The organism is Rothia sp. HSID18067 (assembly GCF_003989445.1).
Lineage (GTDB): Bacteria > Actinomycetota > Actinomycetes > Actinomycetales > Micrococcaceae > Rothia > Rothia aeria.
The window spans coordinates 313,880-331,652 of sequence record NZ_RBMF01000001.1; the positions used below are offsets into that span (position 1 = coordinate 313,880).

General features: G+C 59.3%; 13 protein-coding genes. 5 read left to right on the plus strand and 8 right to left on the minus strand.

All coding sequences use genetic code 11. The features are described from left to right. Positions 1-13: 13 nt before the first annotated feature. A complete protein-coding gene (gene cydB, locus D8M23_RS01475) occupies positions 14-1,096 on the plus strand; it encodes a cytochrome d ubiquinol oxidase subunit II (protein ID WP_006887380.1) in 1,083 nt (360 codons plus the stop codon). A gap of 307 nt (positions 1,097-1,403) precedes the next feature. Next, on the plus strand, positions 1,404-5,183 hold the full coding sequence (gene cydC / locus D8M23_RS01480; protein WP_126853274.1) for a thiol reductant ABC exporter subunit CydC: 3,780 nt from the start codon (positions 1,404-1,406) through the stop codon (positions 5,181-5,183). A 117-nt stretch (positions 5,184-5,300) separates the two neighbouring features. Here cydC and D8M23_RS01485 read toward each other — a convergent pair whose 3' ends face one another. After that, positions 5,301-5,771 (minus strand): GNAT family N-acetyltransferase, encoded by a 471-nt coding sequence (locus D8M23_RS01485; protein ID WP_126853276.1) that lies wholly within the window; start codon positions 5,769-5,771, stop codon positions 5,301-5,303. Between the two features lie 200 nt (positions 5,772-5,971). Here D8M23_RS01485 and D8M23_RS01490 point away from each other — a divergent pair, with 200 nt between their 5' ends. Then, on the plus strand, positions 5,972-6,349 hold the full coding sequence (locus D8M23_RS01490) for a nuclear transport factor 2 family protein (RefSeq protein ID WP_126853278.1): 378 nt from the start codon (positions 5,972-5,974) through the stop codon (positions 6,347-6,349). 68 nt (positions 6,350-6,417) lie between these two features. On the opposite strand, the gene D8M23_RS01495 is transcribed toward D8M23_RS01490, so the two are convergent. The 7 genes from D8M23_RS01495 to D8M23_RS01525 all read right to left on the minus strand — a co-directional run bounded on the left by D8M23_RS01495 (position 6,418) and on the right by D8M23_RS01525 (position 15,437). Beyond that, on the minus strand, positions 6,418-7,023 hold the full coding sequence (locus D8M23_RS01495) for a tetratricopeptide repeat protein (protein ID WP_126853280.1): 606 nt from the start codon (positions 7,021-7,023) through the stop codon (positions 6,418-6,420). Between the two features lie 231 nt (positions 7,024-7,254). Beyond that, entirely contained in the window at positions 7,255-7,614 is a 360-nt protein-coding gene (locus D8M23_RS01500) for an immunity 22 family protein (protein WP_023133989.1), read from the minus strand. Between the two features lie 33 nt (positions 7,615-7,647). Continuing rightward, positions 7,648-8,169, minus strand: a complete 522-nt coding sequence (locus D8M23_RS01505) for a GNAT family N-acetyltransferase (protein ID WP_126853286.1) — start codon at positions 8,167-8,169, stop codon at positions 7,648-7,650. A 208-nt stretch (positions 8,170-8,377) separates the two neighbouring features. Beyond that, on the minus strand, positions 8,378-10,741 hold the full coding sequence (locus tag D8M23_RS01510) for a tetratricopeptide repeat protein (RefSeq protein WP_238693722.1): 2,364 nt from the start codon (positions 10,739-10,741) through the stop codon (positions 8,378-8,380). Positions 10,742-10,860: 119 nt separating this feature from the next. Then, complete coding sequence (locus D8M23_RS01515; protein WP_126853288.1) at positions 10,861-11,586, minus strand: tetratricopeptide repeat protein; 726 nt, start codon at positions 11,584-11,586, stop codon at positions 10,861-10,863. Between the two features lie 120 nt (positions 11,587-11,706). Beyond that, positions 11,707-12,756: a tetratricopeptide repeat protein gene (locus D8M23_RS01520; RefSeq protein ID WP_126853290.1), complete on the minus strand. Its 1,050-nt coding sequence runs from the start codon at positions 12,754-12,756 to the stop codon at positions 11,707-11,709. 152 nt (positions 12,757-12,908) lie between these two features. Continuing rightward, positions 12,909-15,437 (minus strand): DNA gyrase/topoisomerase IV subunit A, encoded by a 2,529-nt coding sequence (locus D8M23_RS01525; RefSeq protein WP_126853292.1) that lies wholly within the window; start codon positions 15,435-15,437, stop codon positions 12,909-12,911. 315 nt (positions 15,438-15,752) lie between these two features. On the opposite strand from D8M23_RS01525, the gene D8M23_RS01530 reads away from it, so the two are divergent. Together D8M23_RS01530 and D8M23_RS01535 are read left to right on the plus strand one after the other, a co-directional pair. Beyond that, the gene (locus D8M23_RS01530) at positions 15,753-16,346 is read left to right on the plus strand and encodes a DUF5998 family protein (RefSeq protein ID WP_006887552.1); all 594 of its coding nucleotides are present in this window, start codon (positions 15,753-15,755) and stop codon (positions 16,344-16,346) included. 43 nt (positions 16,347-16,389) lie between these two features. Further along, positions 16,390-17,631 (plus strand): alkaline phosphatase family protein, encoded by a 1,242-nt coding sequence (locus D8M23_RS01535; protein WP_126853294.1) that lies wholly within the window; start codon positions 16,390-16,392, stop codon positions 17,629-17,631. Positions 17,632-17,773: the final 142 nt, after the last annotated feature.

Sequence of the window (17,773 nt, forward strand, 5' to 3'; positions counted from 1 at the left end):
AGGACTCAACATCATGAACTTTGACTTTAATATTTTCGCGGGCCAGCCGACACTGCCAACCATCTGGTTCGTGGTGGTTGGCGTGTTCTGGATCGGCTACCTCATCCTTGACAGCTTCGATTTGGGTGTGGGGATGCTCATGAGCCGTTTCTTCGCCAAGAACGAGCAGGAACGCCGCCTGCTGCTGAACACTATCGGCCCCGTCTGGGACGGCAACGAAGTGTGGGTGGTCACCGGCGGCGCGGCAACATTTGCCGCATTCCCGCTATGGTACGCGTCCCTGTTCTCGGCACTGTACGTTCCGCTGACACTGGCGCTGCTGGCACTGATTTTCCGTGCGGTCGCCATCGAATACCGCGGCAAGAAAAACGACGAACGCTGGATTAACGGGTGGAACACCGCCATCTCAGTATCCTCGTTCTTCATCGCCCTGCTGGTGGGGGCGCTGCTGGCGCTCACCTCAATCGGGCTGCCCATTAACAGCAACGGCGACCGCGTGGGCGGTGCCTTCGCCTGGGCAAGCTGGCCCGTACTGCTGGGCGGGCTGTCACTGGTAGGGTTTTCCCTCATGCAGGGGCTCGCATTCGTGGCACTCAAAACCGACGGGGAAATCCGGCACCGTGCCCGCGCAGCCCTAGTGCGCCTGCTGCCGATCGCCCTGCTGCCAATTACCGGGTGGGTGCTGTACATGCAATTCACCACCGGCAACGGAGTGTCATGGCTGTGCACGATACTGGCGGTTGTGGCCGTGGCCCTAGGCTGGTTGAGCGCTAAAGCAGGACGCGAAGGCCGCGCTTTCGCGGGGCTGAGCCTATTCATAGCGTTCGGTGCGCTGGCTATCTTCACCGCCCTGTACCCGAACGTGCTGCCCTCCACCCTGGACGCCTCCCACTCGCTCACCATTGCGAACGCCTCCAGCTCCGAATACACCCTGGGCGTGATGAGCGTGGTCGGGCTCATGGGCCTGCCCGTTATTCTGGTGTACCAGGGCTGGACGTACTGGGTGTTCCGCAAACGCCTGCGTGTTGAACACATCCCGGCTGCACACGACGCCACCGACCTGGCAAAACTGCCCAATAAGGTAGCAGCGGAATAGAAACCAGCGAAACCGGCCCCTTAGCAGCTGACAAACACGCCCCCGCATCATAGGCCCAAAGCCACGATGCGGGGGCGTGGCCATAAGAGAACCAATAACAGCCCGATCACCTGCTGCAACAGCCTGGCAGCACCACCGACACCACCCAGCTACACCCCGTACATGAGACGGCCAGGTGGTGAGCGGCGGGTCATAAATACCTACGCACCCCAACGGGTGAAACCTCCCGGAATGTTCCCTAAAATATGGGGTGTATGAGACAGCCCGCAAGGGCCAACAACCCGGGGAACAAGAAGAGAGCCCAACGGTGAGCACACACTCAACTAAAAACACCACACGCACCGCACCACCCTCGAACGGGGCAGCCGGTAAACGCGACAACAAACGCCCGCCCCTAGGGCCTAACGCCCGCAAAAACCTGGGCGTATTCGCCGTGCTCACCATGGCGCACACCCTCGCCACCGTCATCTTCAGCGCAGCCCTCGCATCCGCCATAGCACGGGCCGCACACGCCGGGTTCGCTGCGCTCGCCGCCGAACATGAACGCCGCAAACACACCTCAACCCCCGAAGAGTACCGGGCGCTCATCGAATTCGCCGGGGACTCCCAAGCCAAACTTGACGGCACGCTCGGGTGGCTTCTCGGCGGCGGGGACGGCATCACCATTACGCTCATTATCAGCGGGGTGCTGGCCCTCCTGGCCCGCGCCGGATTCGAGTACCTGCTCACCCTCAGCGCCCAGAAAGCCGCATCCGGGGCGAAATCAAGTATCCGGCGGCAGCTGCTGCAGCGTGTGCTCGCAACCGGCGGGGCCGACACCCCTGAAGGCACCGGCGCCACCGCCGTGCTCATCTCACGCGGGCTGGACGCACTCGATAACTACTACACCAAAACCCTCACCGCATTCGTCAGCTCCGCCGCAGTGCCCGCCACCCTGTGGGTTGTTCTGCTGCTTTTAGACCCTATAAGCGCCATCACCGTGGCCTGCACCCTGCCGCTCATCCCGCTATTCATGGTGCTCATCGGCAAAACCACGCGTGAAGACACCGCCGCCGCACAATCCGAACTGCACCGCCTCTCGGACCACATTCTTGAACTGGTGCGCGGGCTGCCGGTGCTCATCGGGTTAGGGCGGGAACGCGCCCAGACCCGTGCGTTAGCGGCAATCGGCGAGAAATACCGTGCCCGCACCATGCACACCCTGCGCAGCGCCTTCATGTCATCCCTCGCGCTGGAACTCATCACCACCATCTCGGTGGCCCTGGTGGCTGTGCTCATTGGTGTGCGCCTGGTAAACGGGCAGATGGGGCTAGACACCGCCATCCTGGTGCTGCTGCTCGCCCCCGAATGCTACCAGCCGCTGCGGGATGTTGGCGCCGCCTACCACCAGTCAGAAGACGGGGTAGCCGCGCTGCGGGCCGCCCAGAACATTATTGATGCACCCCACCCAGCGGGCACCACCCACGAGGCACCTCACAGTAACGAGCAGAACGGTAAAGGCCTGACGGTTGAGAACCTGACCGTCGCCTACCCCGGCCGCGGCACAGTACTCAGCAACCTCAGCTTCACCCTGCCCGAGCGCCAAGAACGCGGGGGAGCGGGCACCATCCTGGGGATTACAGGACCCTCAGGATGCGGCAAATCAACCCTGCTCGGCGTGCTGTCCGGGGCGGTACGTGAGGGCCTGGTACCCACCGGCGCATCAGAGCCCGTGCATGTGGGCGGTGCCGTTGACGGGGTGGGGCACACCCTTATGATCGCGCAGTCACCGCAGTTCGCCGCGCCCACGGTACTGCTGGAGATGGCCCTCTACGCCTTCAGCGCCTCTAAGAGCGAGCAGGAATACGCCGCGCAGCTACTCGCGGCAGACACCGAATTTGCCCCCTCCGACACGGTGCTCCTTACCGGCTATCTGGCTGAGCTGGGCCTTGAAAACCTCGCCGAACAAGCCCCCGAAACGCTCAGTGCGGGCCAGGCCCGCCGGTTAGCGATCGCCCGCACCCTCGCCCGCGCCGATGCCCTATACCGGGCCGCAGGCGCTGATGAGCACCACCGTGATGAAGCCTCCGCCCGCCAGCAGCCCCGCCTGAGCGTGCTCGTGGATGAACCCACCGCACACCTGGACGCACACGCCGCACATCTGGTGACCCGCGCCCTAGGGGCGCTGGCGGCACGCGGTGCGAACGTGCTCATCGTCACCCACGAGGGGGAACTGGCCGAGCACTGCGCCCTCTGGCTGCGGGCAGACGCGCACCCCGGCGGCGGCTACCGTTGGGCACTTAAAACAAACCCGGCGCCCGCCCCAATCCCCGCGTCCGCACCACCAGCGCAGGCGCACACACCGGAGACAACAACGGAAGCGGCCCTGCCCAGCAGCCCCGCAGAGCCCGGCACGACCCCCGGTGTTCTTGCAACCCTCAAAACCCTGCGCGGGCTCACGAAAATAGGTGTGCTCAAAGCCGCCGGGCCCATCATGATGGCGGCAGCAACCTCACTCGCGGCCGTTGCCCTCACCGCCCTCTCCGGGTGGCTGATTGTGCGCGCCGCCGAAGGCCCCGCCATGATGTACCTGATGGTCGCCATCGTGGGTGTGCGGTTCTTCGGGCTGGGGCGCGCCACCGCACGCTACACTGAGCGTCTGCTCACCCACTCGCGGGTACTTGCCGCCGCTAACACCCTGCGCCTGCGCGCATGGGCGGGGGCGTACCGCAATATCGGCAGTGTGCGCGCCCTGCTGCGCGGCGACGCCCTGCTGGAGCGGCTCATCGGCGGCATTGATGAGCTGCGCGACGGCATACCGCGCGTGATCCTTCCTCCCGCCGCGCACCTGCTGGTGATGGCCGTGGCGCTGGTGAGCACCTGGGTGATTCTGCCGCAGGCGCTGGCGCCGGTGGCGCTCGCGGCGTTTATCACAACTGTGCTGGCCCCGTGGGTGGTGCTGCGTGCGGACGCCCGCGCTGAGGGGATTTCGCGCGCATCGACCGCGCAGCTGATGCGGTTGAGCACCAGCCTGCTTGGCGCCGCAGAGGATGCGCGCGCTAACGGGGTGTCGCAGACGGCGGTTGCCGCTGCCGCACGGGTGGACGCGCGGAACCTGCGGGCACTGACCCGGGGGGCGTATGCGCAGGGTGTGGGGCGTGCCTTGGCTGTTGTGGCCTGGTTTGGTGCGGCGCTGTGGTGCGCGGTCATTGCGTACCCGCTGGCGGTGTCGGGCACGGTGGGGGCGCCGGAGTCGGCGATTGTGGTGCTCATGTGCACCGGCATGATTGAGAGCACCGTGGGGCATCTTGAGGCGGTGCGTTCGTGGCCCGCTTTTGCGCGCCTGGTGGCCCGGATCGCCCCCGATGTGGCGGCTGAGGCGGATATCCCTGACCTCACAGACGACGAGGAAGCCGTTAACCGTGCCCACTCCTCGGCGCCCGCCCCTGCATCTGGGCGGGGGCCCGCCCTGGAGCTTGCGAACGCCGCCGCACGCTGGCCCGGCATGGAGGCCCCCGTCTTTGAGCGCCTTACCGTGAGCGCGCGTGCGGGGGAGTGGACTGGCGTTACCGGGCCGTCGGGTTCGGGTAAGAGCACTGTTTTAGCGAGTCTGCTGGGGTTTTTGCCGCTGGAGGCTGGGCAGATTTGCGCGCACGGGCAGGCGCTGGAGGCTGAGCGGGTGCGCGGCTACGCGGCGTGGTGTCCGCAGGCGGCGCATATTTTTGAGTCCACCCTTGAGGGTAACCTGCTGCTGGCTCGTGACCGTTCGCAGCGTCCCACCCAGCAGCAGATGGTGGCTGTGCTGCGCCGGGTGGGGCTGGGGCAGTGGTACGATACGCTCCCTGAGGGGTTACGCACCCGGGTGGGCGCTGGTGGCGGGTTCCTTTCGGGCGGGCAGCGGCAGCGTCTTGCGGTGGCTCGTGCTCTGCTTGTGGATTCCCCGGTGCTTCTGCTGGATGAGCCGACCGCGCATCTGGACGCTGAATCAGCCGCAGCTCTCATGGCCGATCTGGATACGGCAACCCGCGCTGGCGGTATGGCGACGGTTTTGGTCTCGCACCGCCCCGAAGACATTGCCCGCTGCGATACGGTTGTTACCTTGGAATAGGCCTTATACATGACGTTGTGAGGGGTTCAAGAAAATATTAGAACCCGTTTTAGATGTCTTGAGAAGCCGTAGGCTTTGGGCAGAATGAAGGCTGCGCTCTATATACGGTCAAGCCAGTTAGATTGCTTTTACCATTATCAGACAGGGAGTATCTTCGCCCCACAGGTTCGTCTCTTCAAGGGGCAAAAACCCTACAGCTTGATAGAAATTGCGGGTGCGTTGGTACGGTTCGTTGAGAAAAGATTCCCCAAGCGTCTTGACCTGTATCAGCCTGATACCGCGGTTACGTGCGTCCTTTTCGAATGCTTTTATTAAGGAAGTGCCAATGCCGTATCCGTGAAAGGCGGCATCTACTGCCAGCAAATGAATTTCTGCCTCAACCGGGTAGTGCTGGGCGATCAGCATGATACCCACAATTTCGTGGGTTTCTGGATGAGTTACCGTCCACGTTTCCAGTCGTTCAGCATCATGTATGTATTCTGCATTGGACTCTTCACGTCCAAACCATTCAGGCAGGGTCTTGAGGATACGTGCCACCGCTTGAGGGTTGTGAGCGGCTTGAGCTGCCGGGAGCCAGGGGATAGTCATGACTGTTTCCTTAAGAATTATGTTTTATGGGTGCTAAAAATAGCCGTGTTCAGGGTGTGACACGGATACATGGAACGGAATCGTCATAAGACAATAACTAAACAGTCATAAGACGAGCATACCTGATGAATATGAGGAATGAAACTTTCAGATGCTAGGCTGAGCTTGTAAGTATTTCCACGTCAGAGAGCGAGGGCATCATGATTGACGAAACAATGAAAACACTTACCGAAGAATTAATTTCACGCGGTACCAGCTACGATATTGATTTTCTGAAGCGGGTGTATGCCGATGACCTAAAATTTGTGCGGATTCTACCGGATCATACCGTGCAGATTCTTTCGAAACAGGACAATATCGATTTCTTTCAAGTCCTCAAAGACAGCGGCGCCGCGCCCCTGAACACTGCGCACACTATCCTTTTTGCTGATTCTGACGGCGAAACCGGCACTATTGTGCTCAAACGCAGGATGAGCCAGGGCGCGCAGGAACAGGATTTCCTGTTCACCATCACCTGGAAGAAGCGCAGCGGAAACTGGCAGATCGTTCAAGAAATCGTGGCGGTTCTGGGCGGCTAGGCAAAACACCCGCCTTAAACAGCGGGTGCCACGGCGGGCCTGCGCCTCACCGCAGCACCATCAGGGTTTTAGGAGTCTTCGTCTTCATCGTTCAGGTATGACTGGGCCACCTCGTACAGGTCGGGGTAGTCCGCTGGCACCCGGTTCCACGACTCGCGGGCTTTATCGTCCAGGCCCATCTGCTGGTACAGCACACCCAGGTTCAGCTGCGCACGGGCGTACTGGTCGGGCACGCTCTCAGGCACGTTCTGGTAGACCCCCAGGGCGGCACGGAAATTGCCGTGCATGTGCAGCAGCACCGCACTGTTAAACTGCCCCATGGCGTAGTGCATCGTGTCGGCTTCGGGGATATTGCCGTAGGCCGCCAGCGCCGCCTCGTCTTTTTCTTGCCCCTCGTACACGGAGCCGATGTTGTACTGCGCCACCGCGTACGCCTGGATTTCGCTCTGGGGCACTTTCTGCCACGCCGCAATGGCTTTTGCGGCGTCGCCGGTGCTGCCGTACATGATGCCTAAGTCCACCTGCGCCACCGCGTACTGGTCGGGTACGCTCTCAGGTACGGCGCCCCATGCGGCGGCGGCTTCCGCGAAGCGGCCCTGCCTGTAGTGTTCCGCCCCAAGGTTCACCTGTTCTTGGGCGTAGCGTTGCGTACCCGCATCGGGCTGTTCGGCCATGAGTTCCCTTCCTGAGCCAGTAGTCTGTTGGTACCTGTCTTGCCGGTACTGTGCGCCCAGGGCAAGAACTAATTTCCTTAACTATACGTGAACACGCCCTGCCGCGAGGAACCCCTGCACCCTGGGCGTAGTGCACGGTTCTGGTGGTTGTGTAAAGACGGCAGCATAACACTATAGCCGAAACCGTGCGCACGGTACGTAGCGCCTTAACAGTGGGGGAGCGGGCGGGCCTTAGTAGGTGTAGTTACCTACGAACACCACGTTTTCTGTGCCGTGCACGGTGCCCGGGTAGGTGTAGTTGTAGAGCGCAATAATGGAGTTGTTGCGGTCGGTAATATTGGGGACAGTGTGGGCGAACCCTTCGGCGTATGAGAGCGGTTCGGCCAGCCCAGCCCAGCTTACCGGCTCGGCCTCGGTGCGGTAGGCTTCCCGGAAGTCTTCGTCGTGGTGGAAGATTTTGAAGGCTTCCGCGAATTCTGAGGCCATGTATTCACTGTTGTCTTGCTCGGCGGCGTAATCAATGTCGAGGTAGTCTTGGAGTTCCTGGTCGGAGTCGAACCTGCCGACCCAGATGGCGACACTGTTGTTCACGGCGTCCCTTCGTTGTTGTTTTCCTGCGTGTTTCTAGCGGTTGAGGTCGTGTTTCATGAGAATGTCTGTTTGCTCGTCATCACCGAGACGGAAAATGTGCTGCCCGAAGGCGGTGAACCCGTTCTTCTGGTAGAACCGTAACGCCCGGTGGTTGTGCTCCCACACCCCCAGCCAAATGTAGCTTGCCGCCCGCTGGTTCGCGACGGTGAGGGCGTGCTGGTAGAGGGCCTGCCCCACACCGTGGCCGTGGTGGGTGCCCAGCACGTAGATGCGCTCAATCTCTAGGGCGTTCTCCTGCTGCGGTTCGGTTTGGGCGCCGCCCGTGTTGAGTTTGAGGTAGCCCACCGTCTGCCCCTGCACCTCGGCGGTGTAGAAGAACGACTCGGGGTTGGCGAGCTCTTGGGTGAGCTGGTCCTTGGAGAAACGCTGCCCAATGTAGAGCGCCATATCGGCCGTGCTGTTTGAGTCTGCGAAGGTTTCGGTGAACGTTGCGATACTGATATTACGCAGCACCGCAACATCGGCGACGGTGAGTTTTCTGAGGCTAACGTTCACTGGTGATGCTCCGTTCGTAGGCCAGCCAGCTTCGCGAGCTCACGCATGAGCACCCGCAGACTGGTTCTTTCTTCACGCCGCGCCGGGCGGATAACGGCGCTCATAATGTCCCTTTCAACGTGGTGGTGAGATGATTCTACGTTCCCACCCAGGCGGCAGGAAAAGCAAACGGAGGTGCTGCCTGCGGCCTGGGTGGAGGGCGAACGATTTATTCCTTATTCCTAAACGGGTTCTGGGAGATACGAACCTTGTTGTCGTTGTCTTCTTTATCCAACAGGAGGCGGAAGAAATCTTGGTATTTTGCCGCACCGGGGGAGAGCCAGATTTTATCGATATGCGGCAGTACTTCCTCCTTATACTCGACGTACATTTTCTGTTCTTCACGGTTGCTGTGAATTTTCTTGTCACGGAACTGAGTAATATAAATAATGCGGCATTCCTGTTCCTCCTGGAAAGCAATATGTTTCACCAGATACTGCAAGGGGAGAAGAATAAACCGGATGGCTTCAAGAATTTTCTGTTTTTCGTATTTATTGCATTTATTGTATGAGTGATCTTCTGTAAATATTGATTTAAGTATAGATGAGACAGAGTTATCGTCATTATTTTCTTTGTTTAATAAGTGTGTTTCGACACCTTCCTCTTTTGTTGAAATTGATTCATGATATTTTCCTCGTTTCCCTTTTGTATCTGTGTCTTCGTTATTTTCTTTGTTAAATAAGCGTGTTTCGACACACCCTTCTATTTTTGAAATTAATTCATAATAATCTTCCCATTTCCCTTTCGCATCTGTGTCTTCGTCTTCATTGTGTTCGCGATAGAAGGTGGATTTGTCCCGTTGAGCCAGGGTCCAATACCCGGTTTCAGGGTCTAGATAAATACAGCGGTAGAGTGTGGATTTACCTATTAACGGTTTCTTATTGTCACTCTCCGTTTTCCCTGTGTCATCGAGCTTAACCTGTTTCGATTTGCTAGATGGGTTTGTCGAAGGGCCAGCTATAAACTCTAAGACGTCTGACTTTTCACTAAAAAACTTTTCGTTGAATACTAAACTGACGCCTGTTGCTTCCCGACCATCCTCTTTTCCATAGAGGCGAAACTGGTTAAGACTGTCGTGATTAAAGGTAAAACAGCTAATGAAGGTTGCGGTGTCATTCGTATGTATAGTTTCTGAGATACCTTGTTGATCCCAATATTTCCCGAGAACCAGCCCTTCCGTCGGGTCATTAACACCACGAATAGTGCTGAGCCGGAAATGTGACGGCTTCTGATTGTTTCTCTTTTTTTCAAGTAGGGTAAAAGCTGTTAATGCTCGACTATAATGTGCAACCTGTGACTCAAAATCTGGGATTATCTGAAGAGACTTTAGGACTTCGTCAGTATTCTTAGCTATGTCACGCAGTTTTTTAATAATCTCTGGGGGACACCTATGGATTCTGTACCCCCGCTCACCCTCGTAGTAGAAAAATTCTCGCGCATTGCGGTATGCTTCTTTTGCCTGCTTAATATTTCCTTTGTTTTCATAAATTTTGCCAAGGCCGTACTGTGCCCGTGCGTAGGCTTCGGAGTCGTCTTCGCGGCGGATGTTTGACCAGGTTTTGATGGCCTGTTTCCAGTCCTCTTGGGTGTAGTAGGCAGCACCGAGGTTGAGCTGTGCCCATGCGTAGGTTTCGGAACCGGCTGCTTCGCGGTGGATGTTTGACCAGGCGGTAATGGCTTCATTCAGCTTGCCTTGATCTTGATAGGCGTTGCCGAGGTTGAACTGTGCCCATGCGTAGGTTTCGGAGTCGGCTTTTTCGCGGTGGATGTTTGACCAGGCGGTAATGGCTTCATCCAGCTTGCCCTGATCTTGATAGGCGTTGCCGAGGTTGAGCTGTGCGTATGCGTAGGCTTTGGAGTTGTCCTCGCGGTGAATGTTTGACCAGGCGGCGATAGCGTCATCCAGCTTATCCTGGGCGTAGTAGGCTGCTCCGAGGTTGAGCTGTGCGTCTGTGTAGGCTTTGGAGTTGTCCTCGCGGTGGATGTTTGACCAGGCGGCGATAGCGTCATCCAGCTTGCCCTGAGTGTGATAGGCGAGTCCGAGGTTGAACTGTGCGTCTGTGTAGTTTTCGGAGTCGTCGTCGCGGTGGATGTTTGACCAAGCGGCGACAGCTTCATCCAGCTTATCCTGGGCGTAGTAGGCTGCTCCGAGTTTGAGCTGTGCGTATGCGTAGGCTTTGGAGTTGTCCTCGCGGTGGATGTTTGACCAAGCGGCGACAGCTTCATCCAGCTTGCCCCGGTCTTTGTAGGCGAGTCCGAGACTGACCTGTGCGTATGCGTAGGCTTTGGAGTTGTCCTCGCGGTGGATGTTTGACCAGGCGGCGATAGCGTCATCCAGCTTGTTCCGGACGAGATAGGCGTTGCCAAGATTGAGTTGTACCCCTGCATAGGTTCCGGAGTCGACTTTTTCGCGGCGGATGCTTGACCAGGTTTTAATAGCCTCATCAAATCTGCCGTCTTCGTAGTAGCTTCTTCCGAGATCAAGCCGCTCTTGAACGGTCATCTGGTCTAGGGGCTTATTTGGTTCGGTCACGCCTGTTTCTCCTTGACGCAGTGGTTAGAAAAGTCCAAAGCCTTAGGTCTCGCCTAAAACTTCACATTAAAAGGTAGCAGTGTTGCTCCTCGTCTGCGCAGGAGCAACACTGTGGGCAGCTAGTGTTTATTCACCAGAGCAAGGTTACGTTGTGCTTCGGCGTAAAGTTCAGGCTCATCTTCGCGGCGGATATTTGACCAGGCAGTGATAGCGTCATCCAACTTGTTTTGGGTTTGGTAAGCGAACCCGAGTCTGGACTGCGCCCACGCATAGGCGTTAGGATCATCATCGCGGCGGATGCTCGACCAAGCAGCGATAGCATTATCTAACCGATCCATAGTTCTATAGGCGTCGCCGAGACTTAACTGTGCCCATGCGTAGGCTTCGGGGTCGTCGTCGCGGCGGATGCTCGACCAAGCAGCGATAGCGTCATCCAGCTGATCCATAGTCTTATGGGCATTGCCGAGACTATACTGCGCTACCGCATACGCTTCGCAGCTGTGCTCACGGCGGACATTGGACCATGCCGCAATAACCTCGCCCAGCTTGCCTATGGTTTTATAGGTGTTGCCAAGGCTGAACTGCGCCCACGCGTAGGTTTCAGGGTTGTCCTCACACCGAACCTTTGACCATGCGGCGGTGGCTTCATTCAACTTACCCATGCACCCGTAAATATCACCTAGGAGGCGTTGTGATAGCGCATAAATAGTGGGGTCTTCACTGGTCGAAATCGTTTTTAGAACAGCGATAGCCTCATCAAATCTGCCCTCTTTGAAGTAAGATCTTCCAAGGTCAAGCCGCTCTTGCGCGGTCATCTGGTCCAGGGGCTTATTCGGTTCGGTCATGCCTGTTTCTCCTTGACGCAGTGGTTAGAAAAGTTCAAAGCCTTAGGTCTCACCTAAAACTTCACATTAACAAGGTAGCAGTGTTGTTCCTCGTCTGCGCAGGAGCAACACTGTGGGCAGCTAGTGTTTATTCACCAGAGCAAGGTTACGCTGAGCTTCGGCGTAGGACTGCGGGTCGTCTTCTTCAAGAACACGGTTCCACGCGGTCACGGCCTCATCAAGAGACCCGTTGTTATAGTGGGCGATGCCCATATTGAGCTGCGCCACAGCATAGATGTAAGGGCTGTCGCTGCGCAGAACCCTGCTCCGGGCGGCAAAAGAATCTTCAAATAGCTCTTTGTCTTCGTACGCGCTGCCCAGGTTGTTTTGTGCTGCGGCGTACGCTTCGGGGTTGTCCTCCCGGCGCACGTTACGCCACACGGCGATCGCCTCATCAAGCTGCCCTAGCGGGGCATAGGCCAGGCCCAGGCTCAGCTGCGCCCGAGCGTAAACTGAGGGGTTATCCTCCCGGCGCACCCTTCCCCACGCGGCGATCGCCTCATCTATCCGCCCTTGGTTCTTGCACGTAGAACCAATGTTGAACTGTGCCTGGGCGTAGGTTTCTGCGTCCACCTCGCGAAGCACGCCTCCCCAGCTTTGAAGGGCATCATCTGTCTTGCCCATAAGCTTATAGGTGTTGCCAAGGTTGAACTGTGCGTTAGTGTACGCTTCGGGGCTGTCGTTAAGCTGCACATTCCCGAACGCGGCAGCGGCATCATCAAGCCGCCTCATAGTTTGATAGACGGTGCCAAGGTTGTTCTGCGCCCACGCGTAAGATTCCGGGTTGTCTTCACGAACAACACGGCTGAACGCGGCAACAGCATCATCAAGCCGCCCCATGTTCTTATAGAGAATACCTATACTGTTCTGCGCCGAAGCGTAGGCTACAGGGCTATCGTGGCGAGGGACATTGTTGTAAGCGGTCATCGCTTCACGAAGATTCCCCGCACCCTCGTAGACGTCACCTAGAAAGTACTGCGCCCAAGAGTACGCCCCAGGATTTTCACCTGCTGAAACCGTAGCAAGGATATGAACGGCGTCATTCAGCCTGCCCGCGTCAAGGCACTCTACACCAAGGTCAAGCCGCTCTTGCGCGGTCATCTGGTCCAGGGGCTTATTCGGTTCGGTCATGCCTGTTTCTCCTTGATGCGATGGCTGGAAAAATCCTAGGTCTCACCTAAAACTTCACATTAAAAGGTAGCAGTGTTGCCTCAACTTGCACAGAGGCAACACTGCTACCTGCCACACCGAAAGAAAAATAGCAGCAACCCAACCAGAGGGGGCTAGAACAGCTTCTCCCCGTCGGGGGAGACCTCAGACTGCGCGGTCAGCGCCGCATAGTTAGGGCCGACCGTGCCAATCGTCTGGGTGAGAGTCACCCCCGAGCCGTCACGTGAACCGTACTCCGTCGGCAAAGAACGCGCCACGCCACCCTGCGTACCAGCCTTCGCCGGGCCAACACCAACCCACGCCAGCGCCAGCTTCGACTCGCCCGTGAGGAACCGGTGCGCCCGCACCCCGCCGGTCGCCCGGCCCTTCTGCGGGTACTCCGCCAGGGGAGTGACCTTCACCGAGGCCAAACCATCCTTACCGTCGGTCACCGTCACCACCTCGGCGGCGGTCCCCGGCGCCGTCACGCCCAAAGCAATCACCGCATCCTGCGCACCCAGCTTAATGCCGGCAATACCGCCGCCGCCGCGGCCCTGCGGGCGCACCTTCGCCGCATCGAAGGTCAGCAGCTTCGCATCCTGCGTCACCAGCGTCAGGGCGTTATCGTCCGAGGCGCACGCAGCCGCAGCAACCACCGTGTCCTTCGGCTTCAGCTTAATAACGTCCCACTCCGCCTGATTCAGCGGGTACTCCGGGTTCACACGCTTAATCACGCCGTTCGCCGTCGCCAATGCCAGCACCTCATTCAGCGGCACCAGGCCCACCAGCTTCTCGCCCTTCGCCAGGGACACCACCTCAGAGACCTTCACCCCCGAGTTCAGCACCGGTGCGCCCGCAGACTCCTCAAGCACCACCACATCCATCACCGACAGGCGCACCATCCGCCCCGTCGAGGTCACCGCGCCAATCTCACCGCGCGCCGTCGCCGGAACAACAGAGGTGAACACGTCATGCTTCAGGCGTTTACCCGGGTCGGCCAGTGCCTCACGCATGGGCTTACCGGGGGTGCGGCCCACCATGCCCGACGCTGAAAGCACCACCCAGCACGGCTCATCCGCAATCTCAAGCGCCAGCCCCAGGCTCTTCTTCGCCTTCGACGCCCCCGCCGAAACAGCCTCAATCGCCGACTGCATATCATCCTTCGACTTCAGCACCGTGCGGCGGTCAGTACCGTACTTCTCGGCCACCTCAGCAAGCTCATCAGAAACCAGCTCACGCAGCGCCATATCCGACCCTAAAATCCGCTCCAGCTCAGCGATCTCCTCAGCCAGCTTATCCCGCTCAGCCTCAAGCTCAATACGGGAATACTTCGTCAGCTGGCGCAGGCGCAGCTCAAGAATATGGTTCGCCTGAACCTGCGTCAGGTCAAAAACTTTCATGAGCCGCTCACGTGCCTGCGCGGTCTCATCCGAAGAGCGGATAATCTGAATCACCTCGTCAATATCGACGATGGCGATCAGCAGGCCCTCCACCAGGTGCAGCCGGTCACGGCGCTTACCCAGCCGGAACTCGGTGCGGCGGCGCACCACCGACAACCGGTGATTAATGTACACATGCAGCAAACCAAGCAGCCCAAGGGTCTGCGGCTGGCCATCCACCAGCGCCACATTATTAATGCCGAACGAATCCTCCAGCGGCGTGTGCTTATACAGGGCCGCCAGCACCGCCTGCGGGTTAAACCCGTTCTTCACCTCAATCACCAGGCGCATACCCTGCTGCCGGTCCGTCAAATCGACCACATCAGAGATACCGGTCAGCTTCTTAGAATTAACGCCGTCCTTAATCTTCTCAATAACCTTCTCCGGGCCCACCATATACGGCAGTTCCGTCACCACAATGCCCTGCTTGCGGGCGCTCACCTGCTCAATCGAAACCTTCGCACGAGTCTTGAACGTGCCGCGCCCACCCTCATAGGCGTCACGGATACCGCCCAAACCAACGATCGTGCCGCCGCTGGGCAGATCCGGCCCCGGGATGAACTTCATAATGTCTTTCAGCGTGGCGTCCGGGTTAGCAATCAGGTGCCGGGTGCCTGCAATTACCTCACGCAGGTTATGCGGCGCCATGTTCGTGGCCATACCCACCGCAATACCCGTCGTACCGTTCACCAGCAGGTTCGGGAAAGCCGCCGGCAGCACGCTCGGCTGCATAAACTGGTTATCGTAGTTCGGCACAAAATCGACCACGTCCTCATCCAGGTCAGCGGTCAGTGCCGTCGCTGACGGGTCCATGCGCACCTCGGTGTAACGGGCCGCCGCCGGGCCGTCATCAAGCGAACCGAAGTTACCGTGCCCATCCACCAGCGGCAGGCGCATCGCAAAAGGCTGCGCTAACCGCACCATCGCGTCGTAAATCGCGGCGTCACCGTGCGGGTGCAGCTTACCCATCACCTCACCGGTCACGCGGGCGCTCTTCACGTGCCCCTTATCCGGGCGCAGCCCCATCTGCTGCATCATGTACAGGATGCGCCGCTGCACCGGCTTCAAACCGTCCCGCGCATCCGGCAGGGCACGCGAATAGATCACCGAGTACGAGTACTCCAAGAAGCTGGACTCCATCTCGGCAGAAACATCAATATCGACGATGTTCTCAACAATATCTACCGGGTAGTCCTCAACAGCTGACTTGCTACGGCGTGCCATGTGTATCCTCGTAAAGCTCGTAGAAGGCGGGCAAAAGATGGTGCGCAGCAGACGCAACACTCATTCGGAACTCTATTCTACCGTGCACACCCCGCGCGGGCACGGCAGCCGGTCACCGGCGATTCACCGGCACACCCACAGGGTACTGTGCCCCACAAAAACCGGTACCCCGGCCGCGTTAAGTAGCAATGCCCGCCCCAACCCACTACGCTATTACGTAGCGGTGTTCTCACTCGCGACCGGCAGACCCGGCCCGGCTGCCCGGTACCGTAGAGGCACCCGGCAACACTCAACCCATACTAATGAGGTGCACGAATGGCGTATATGGACGAAAGTCCACGCGAAAAACTGGCAGCAGACATTAAACACGCCGGGTTCTACCCGGAGCTGGTGCTTGAAGTGGTCGATGACGCCCTCGCGGGGCTGGAACCAGATGCGCACTTTGTGCAGCACGAAACCCATTTCAGCCGCAACGACCTGCACCGGCATATCACCGTCATGGTGCTGTGCGGCTCCCAGCTGGTGCTGGCCCACCTCGACGACTCCCACCTTGAAGAAGACGCCCAAGGAACCGTCGCCCACGTGAGCGTGGAAGCCGTGAAACTCAGCGCCCTGCGGGCCGTAACCATCAGCTACGGGTACGACCAGCCGCAAATCTACCGGCCCGGGATGAGCCCCACAGAAGTCTCATTCCAGGTGGCATGGACCGGTTCGCTGCGTATTGACGCCGCACCCGCCACCTGCCCCGACCCCACCTGCACCGCCGACCACGGGTACACCGGATCCGCCTCTCTAGAGGATATTGCGGTGCGCGTCTCAGCCACCGCAGACGGCCCCGACGCCGTGAAGCAGGCCCGGTACTTCGCCCGCGCCCTGCACAGGGCACACATGCATTCAGACACCAAATAGCCCACCCCCAACTCGCCACAGAGCCCCCAAAGCAGGAGAACCTATGAGCGTAAGCGGTACAGCATACAACGACGCGGCTGGCACACCCGTACCGCCGCCGCCAGCCTACGGGAGCAATAGCGTAGCCGACGTATTTGAGTCAGCAGCCTCACTGCTGGGGCAGTCCTCCCTAGAGCATCCGGCGCACCCGCTAGGGAACACCAGCCGCGACCCGCTGGCACTGGCCCAAAGGCTGCGCGAAGCCGGGGCAGACCCGAACGGTTTCCGCAATATTTGCGTGGTCATGGTTGACGGGCTCGGCGAGCAGCTGCTTCAAACCTACGGATCCTACGCCCCCTACCTGAAGAAAACCGTGTCCCTGGGGCCGCTGGACGCCGCTTTCCCCACCACCACCGCCGCATCCCTCACCAGCTTCGGCACCGCCAGCGCGCCGGGCGCCCACGGGATCGCCGGGTACGAGGTGCGTAACCCCGCCACCGGCACCACCATGAACCACCTCTCCGGGTGGGATAAAACCGTGGACCCGCACACCTGGCAGCCGCTGCCCACAGTCTTTGAACGCTACAGCACCCAAACACGGGTTGTTACCATCTCACTCGATAAATACCGGGGCAGCGGGCTCACCGAGGCCGGGCTGCGCGGCGGCGAATTCGTGGGTGCCACCGGGTACGATGCGCGCATCACCTACGCCACCGAACTGCTGGCCTCCCGCACCCCCACCCTCGTCTACCTGTACTGGGGTGAGCTTGACCAGGCCGGGCACCGCCACGGGGCTGGCAGCGACACGTGGCTTGAACAGCTTGAAGAGCTCAACTTGGCGCTGCGTCGGCTGGCTCAGCGGGCACCCGCCTGGGCGGGCATATTCCTCACCGCAGACCACGGCATGGTGAACATCCCCGAGCAGGAACGCATCGACTACTCCCACGACACCGAACTCCTCAACAATGTGGCGCTCACCGCCGGGGAGCCGCGCGCGGTACAGCTGTACCTGCACGATACGAGCGAGGCCGCCCGCACCGAAACCGCGCGCCGCTGGGCAACAGCCTGGGGTGAGCGGGCGTGGGTGCTAGACTCACGCGACCTCTACACACGCGGCTACATGGGCCCCACCGTGAGCGAAGCCGCCCGCGAGCGCATCGGCGATATCCTAGTCTGTGCCCGCGACGATATAGCCCTCTACGATATGCGGCACTATAAGGAACAGTCACTGAAAATGGTGGGGCAGCACGGTTCGCTCACTGATGCTGAGCGGCGCATCCCGCTGCTGTACCTGCCCACCGCATAACCCCACGCGCACAGTCGCACACATGATGGGTGTGCCGGTGTGTAGCGTGTGGGTTCACTAAAGAAAATGAGCACCCGGGGTTTCTCCCGTTGGTGCTCTATTTTCTTAACCGCTATGCGGCCCTGTATTGGCTTGTTCTGCC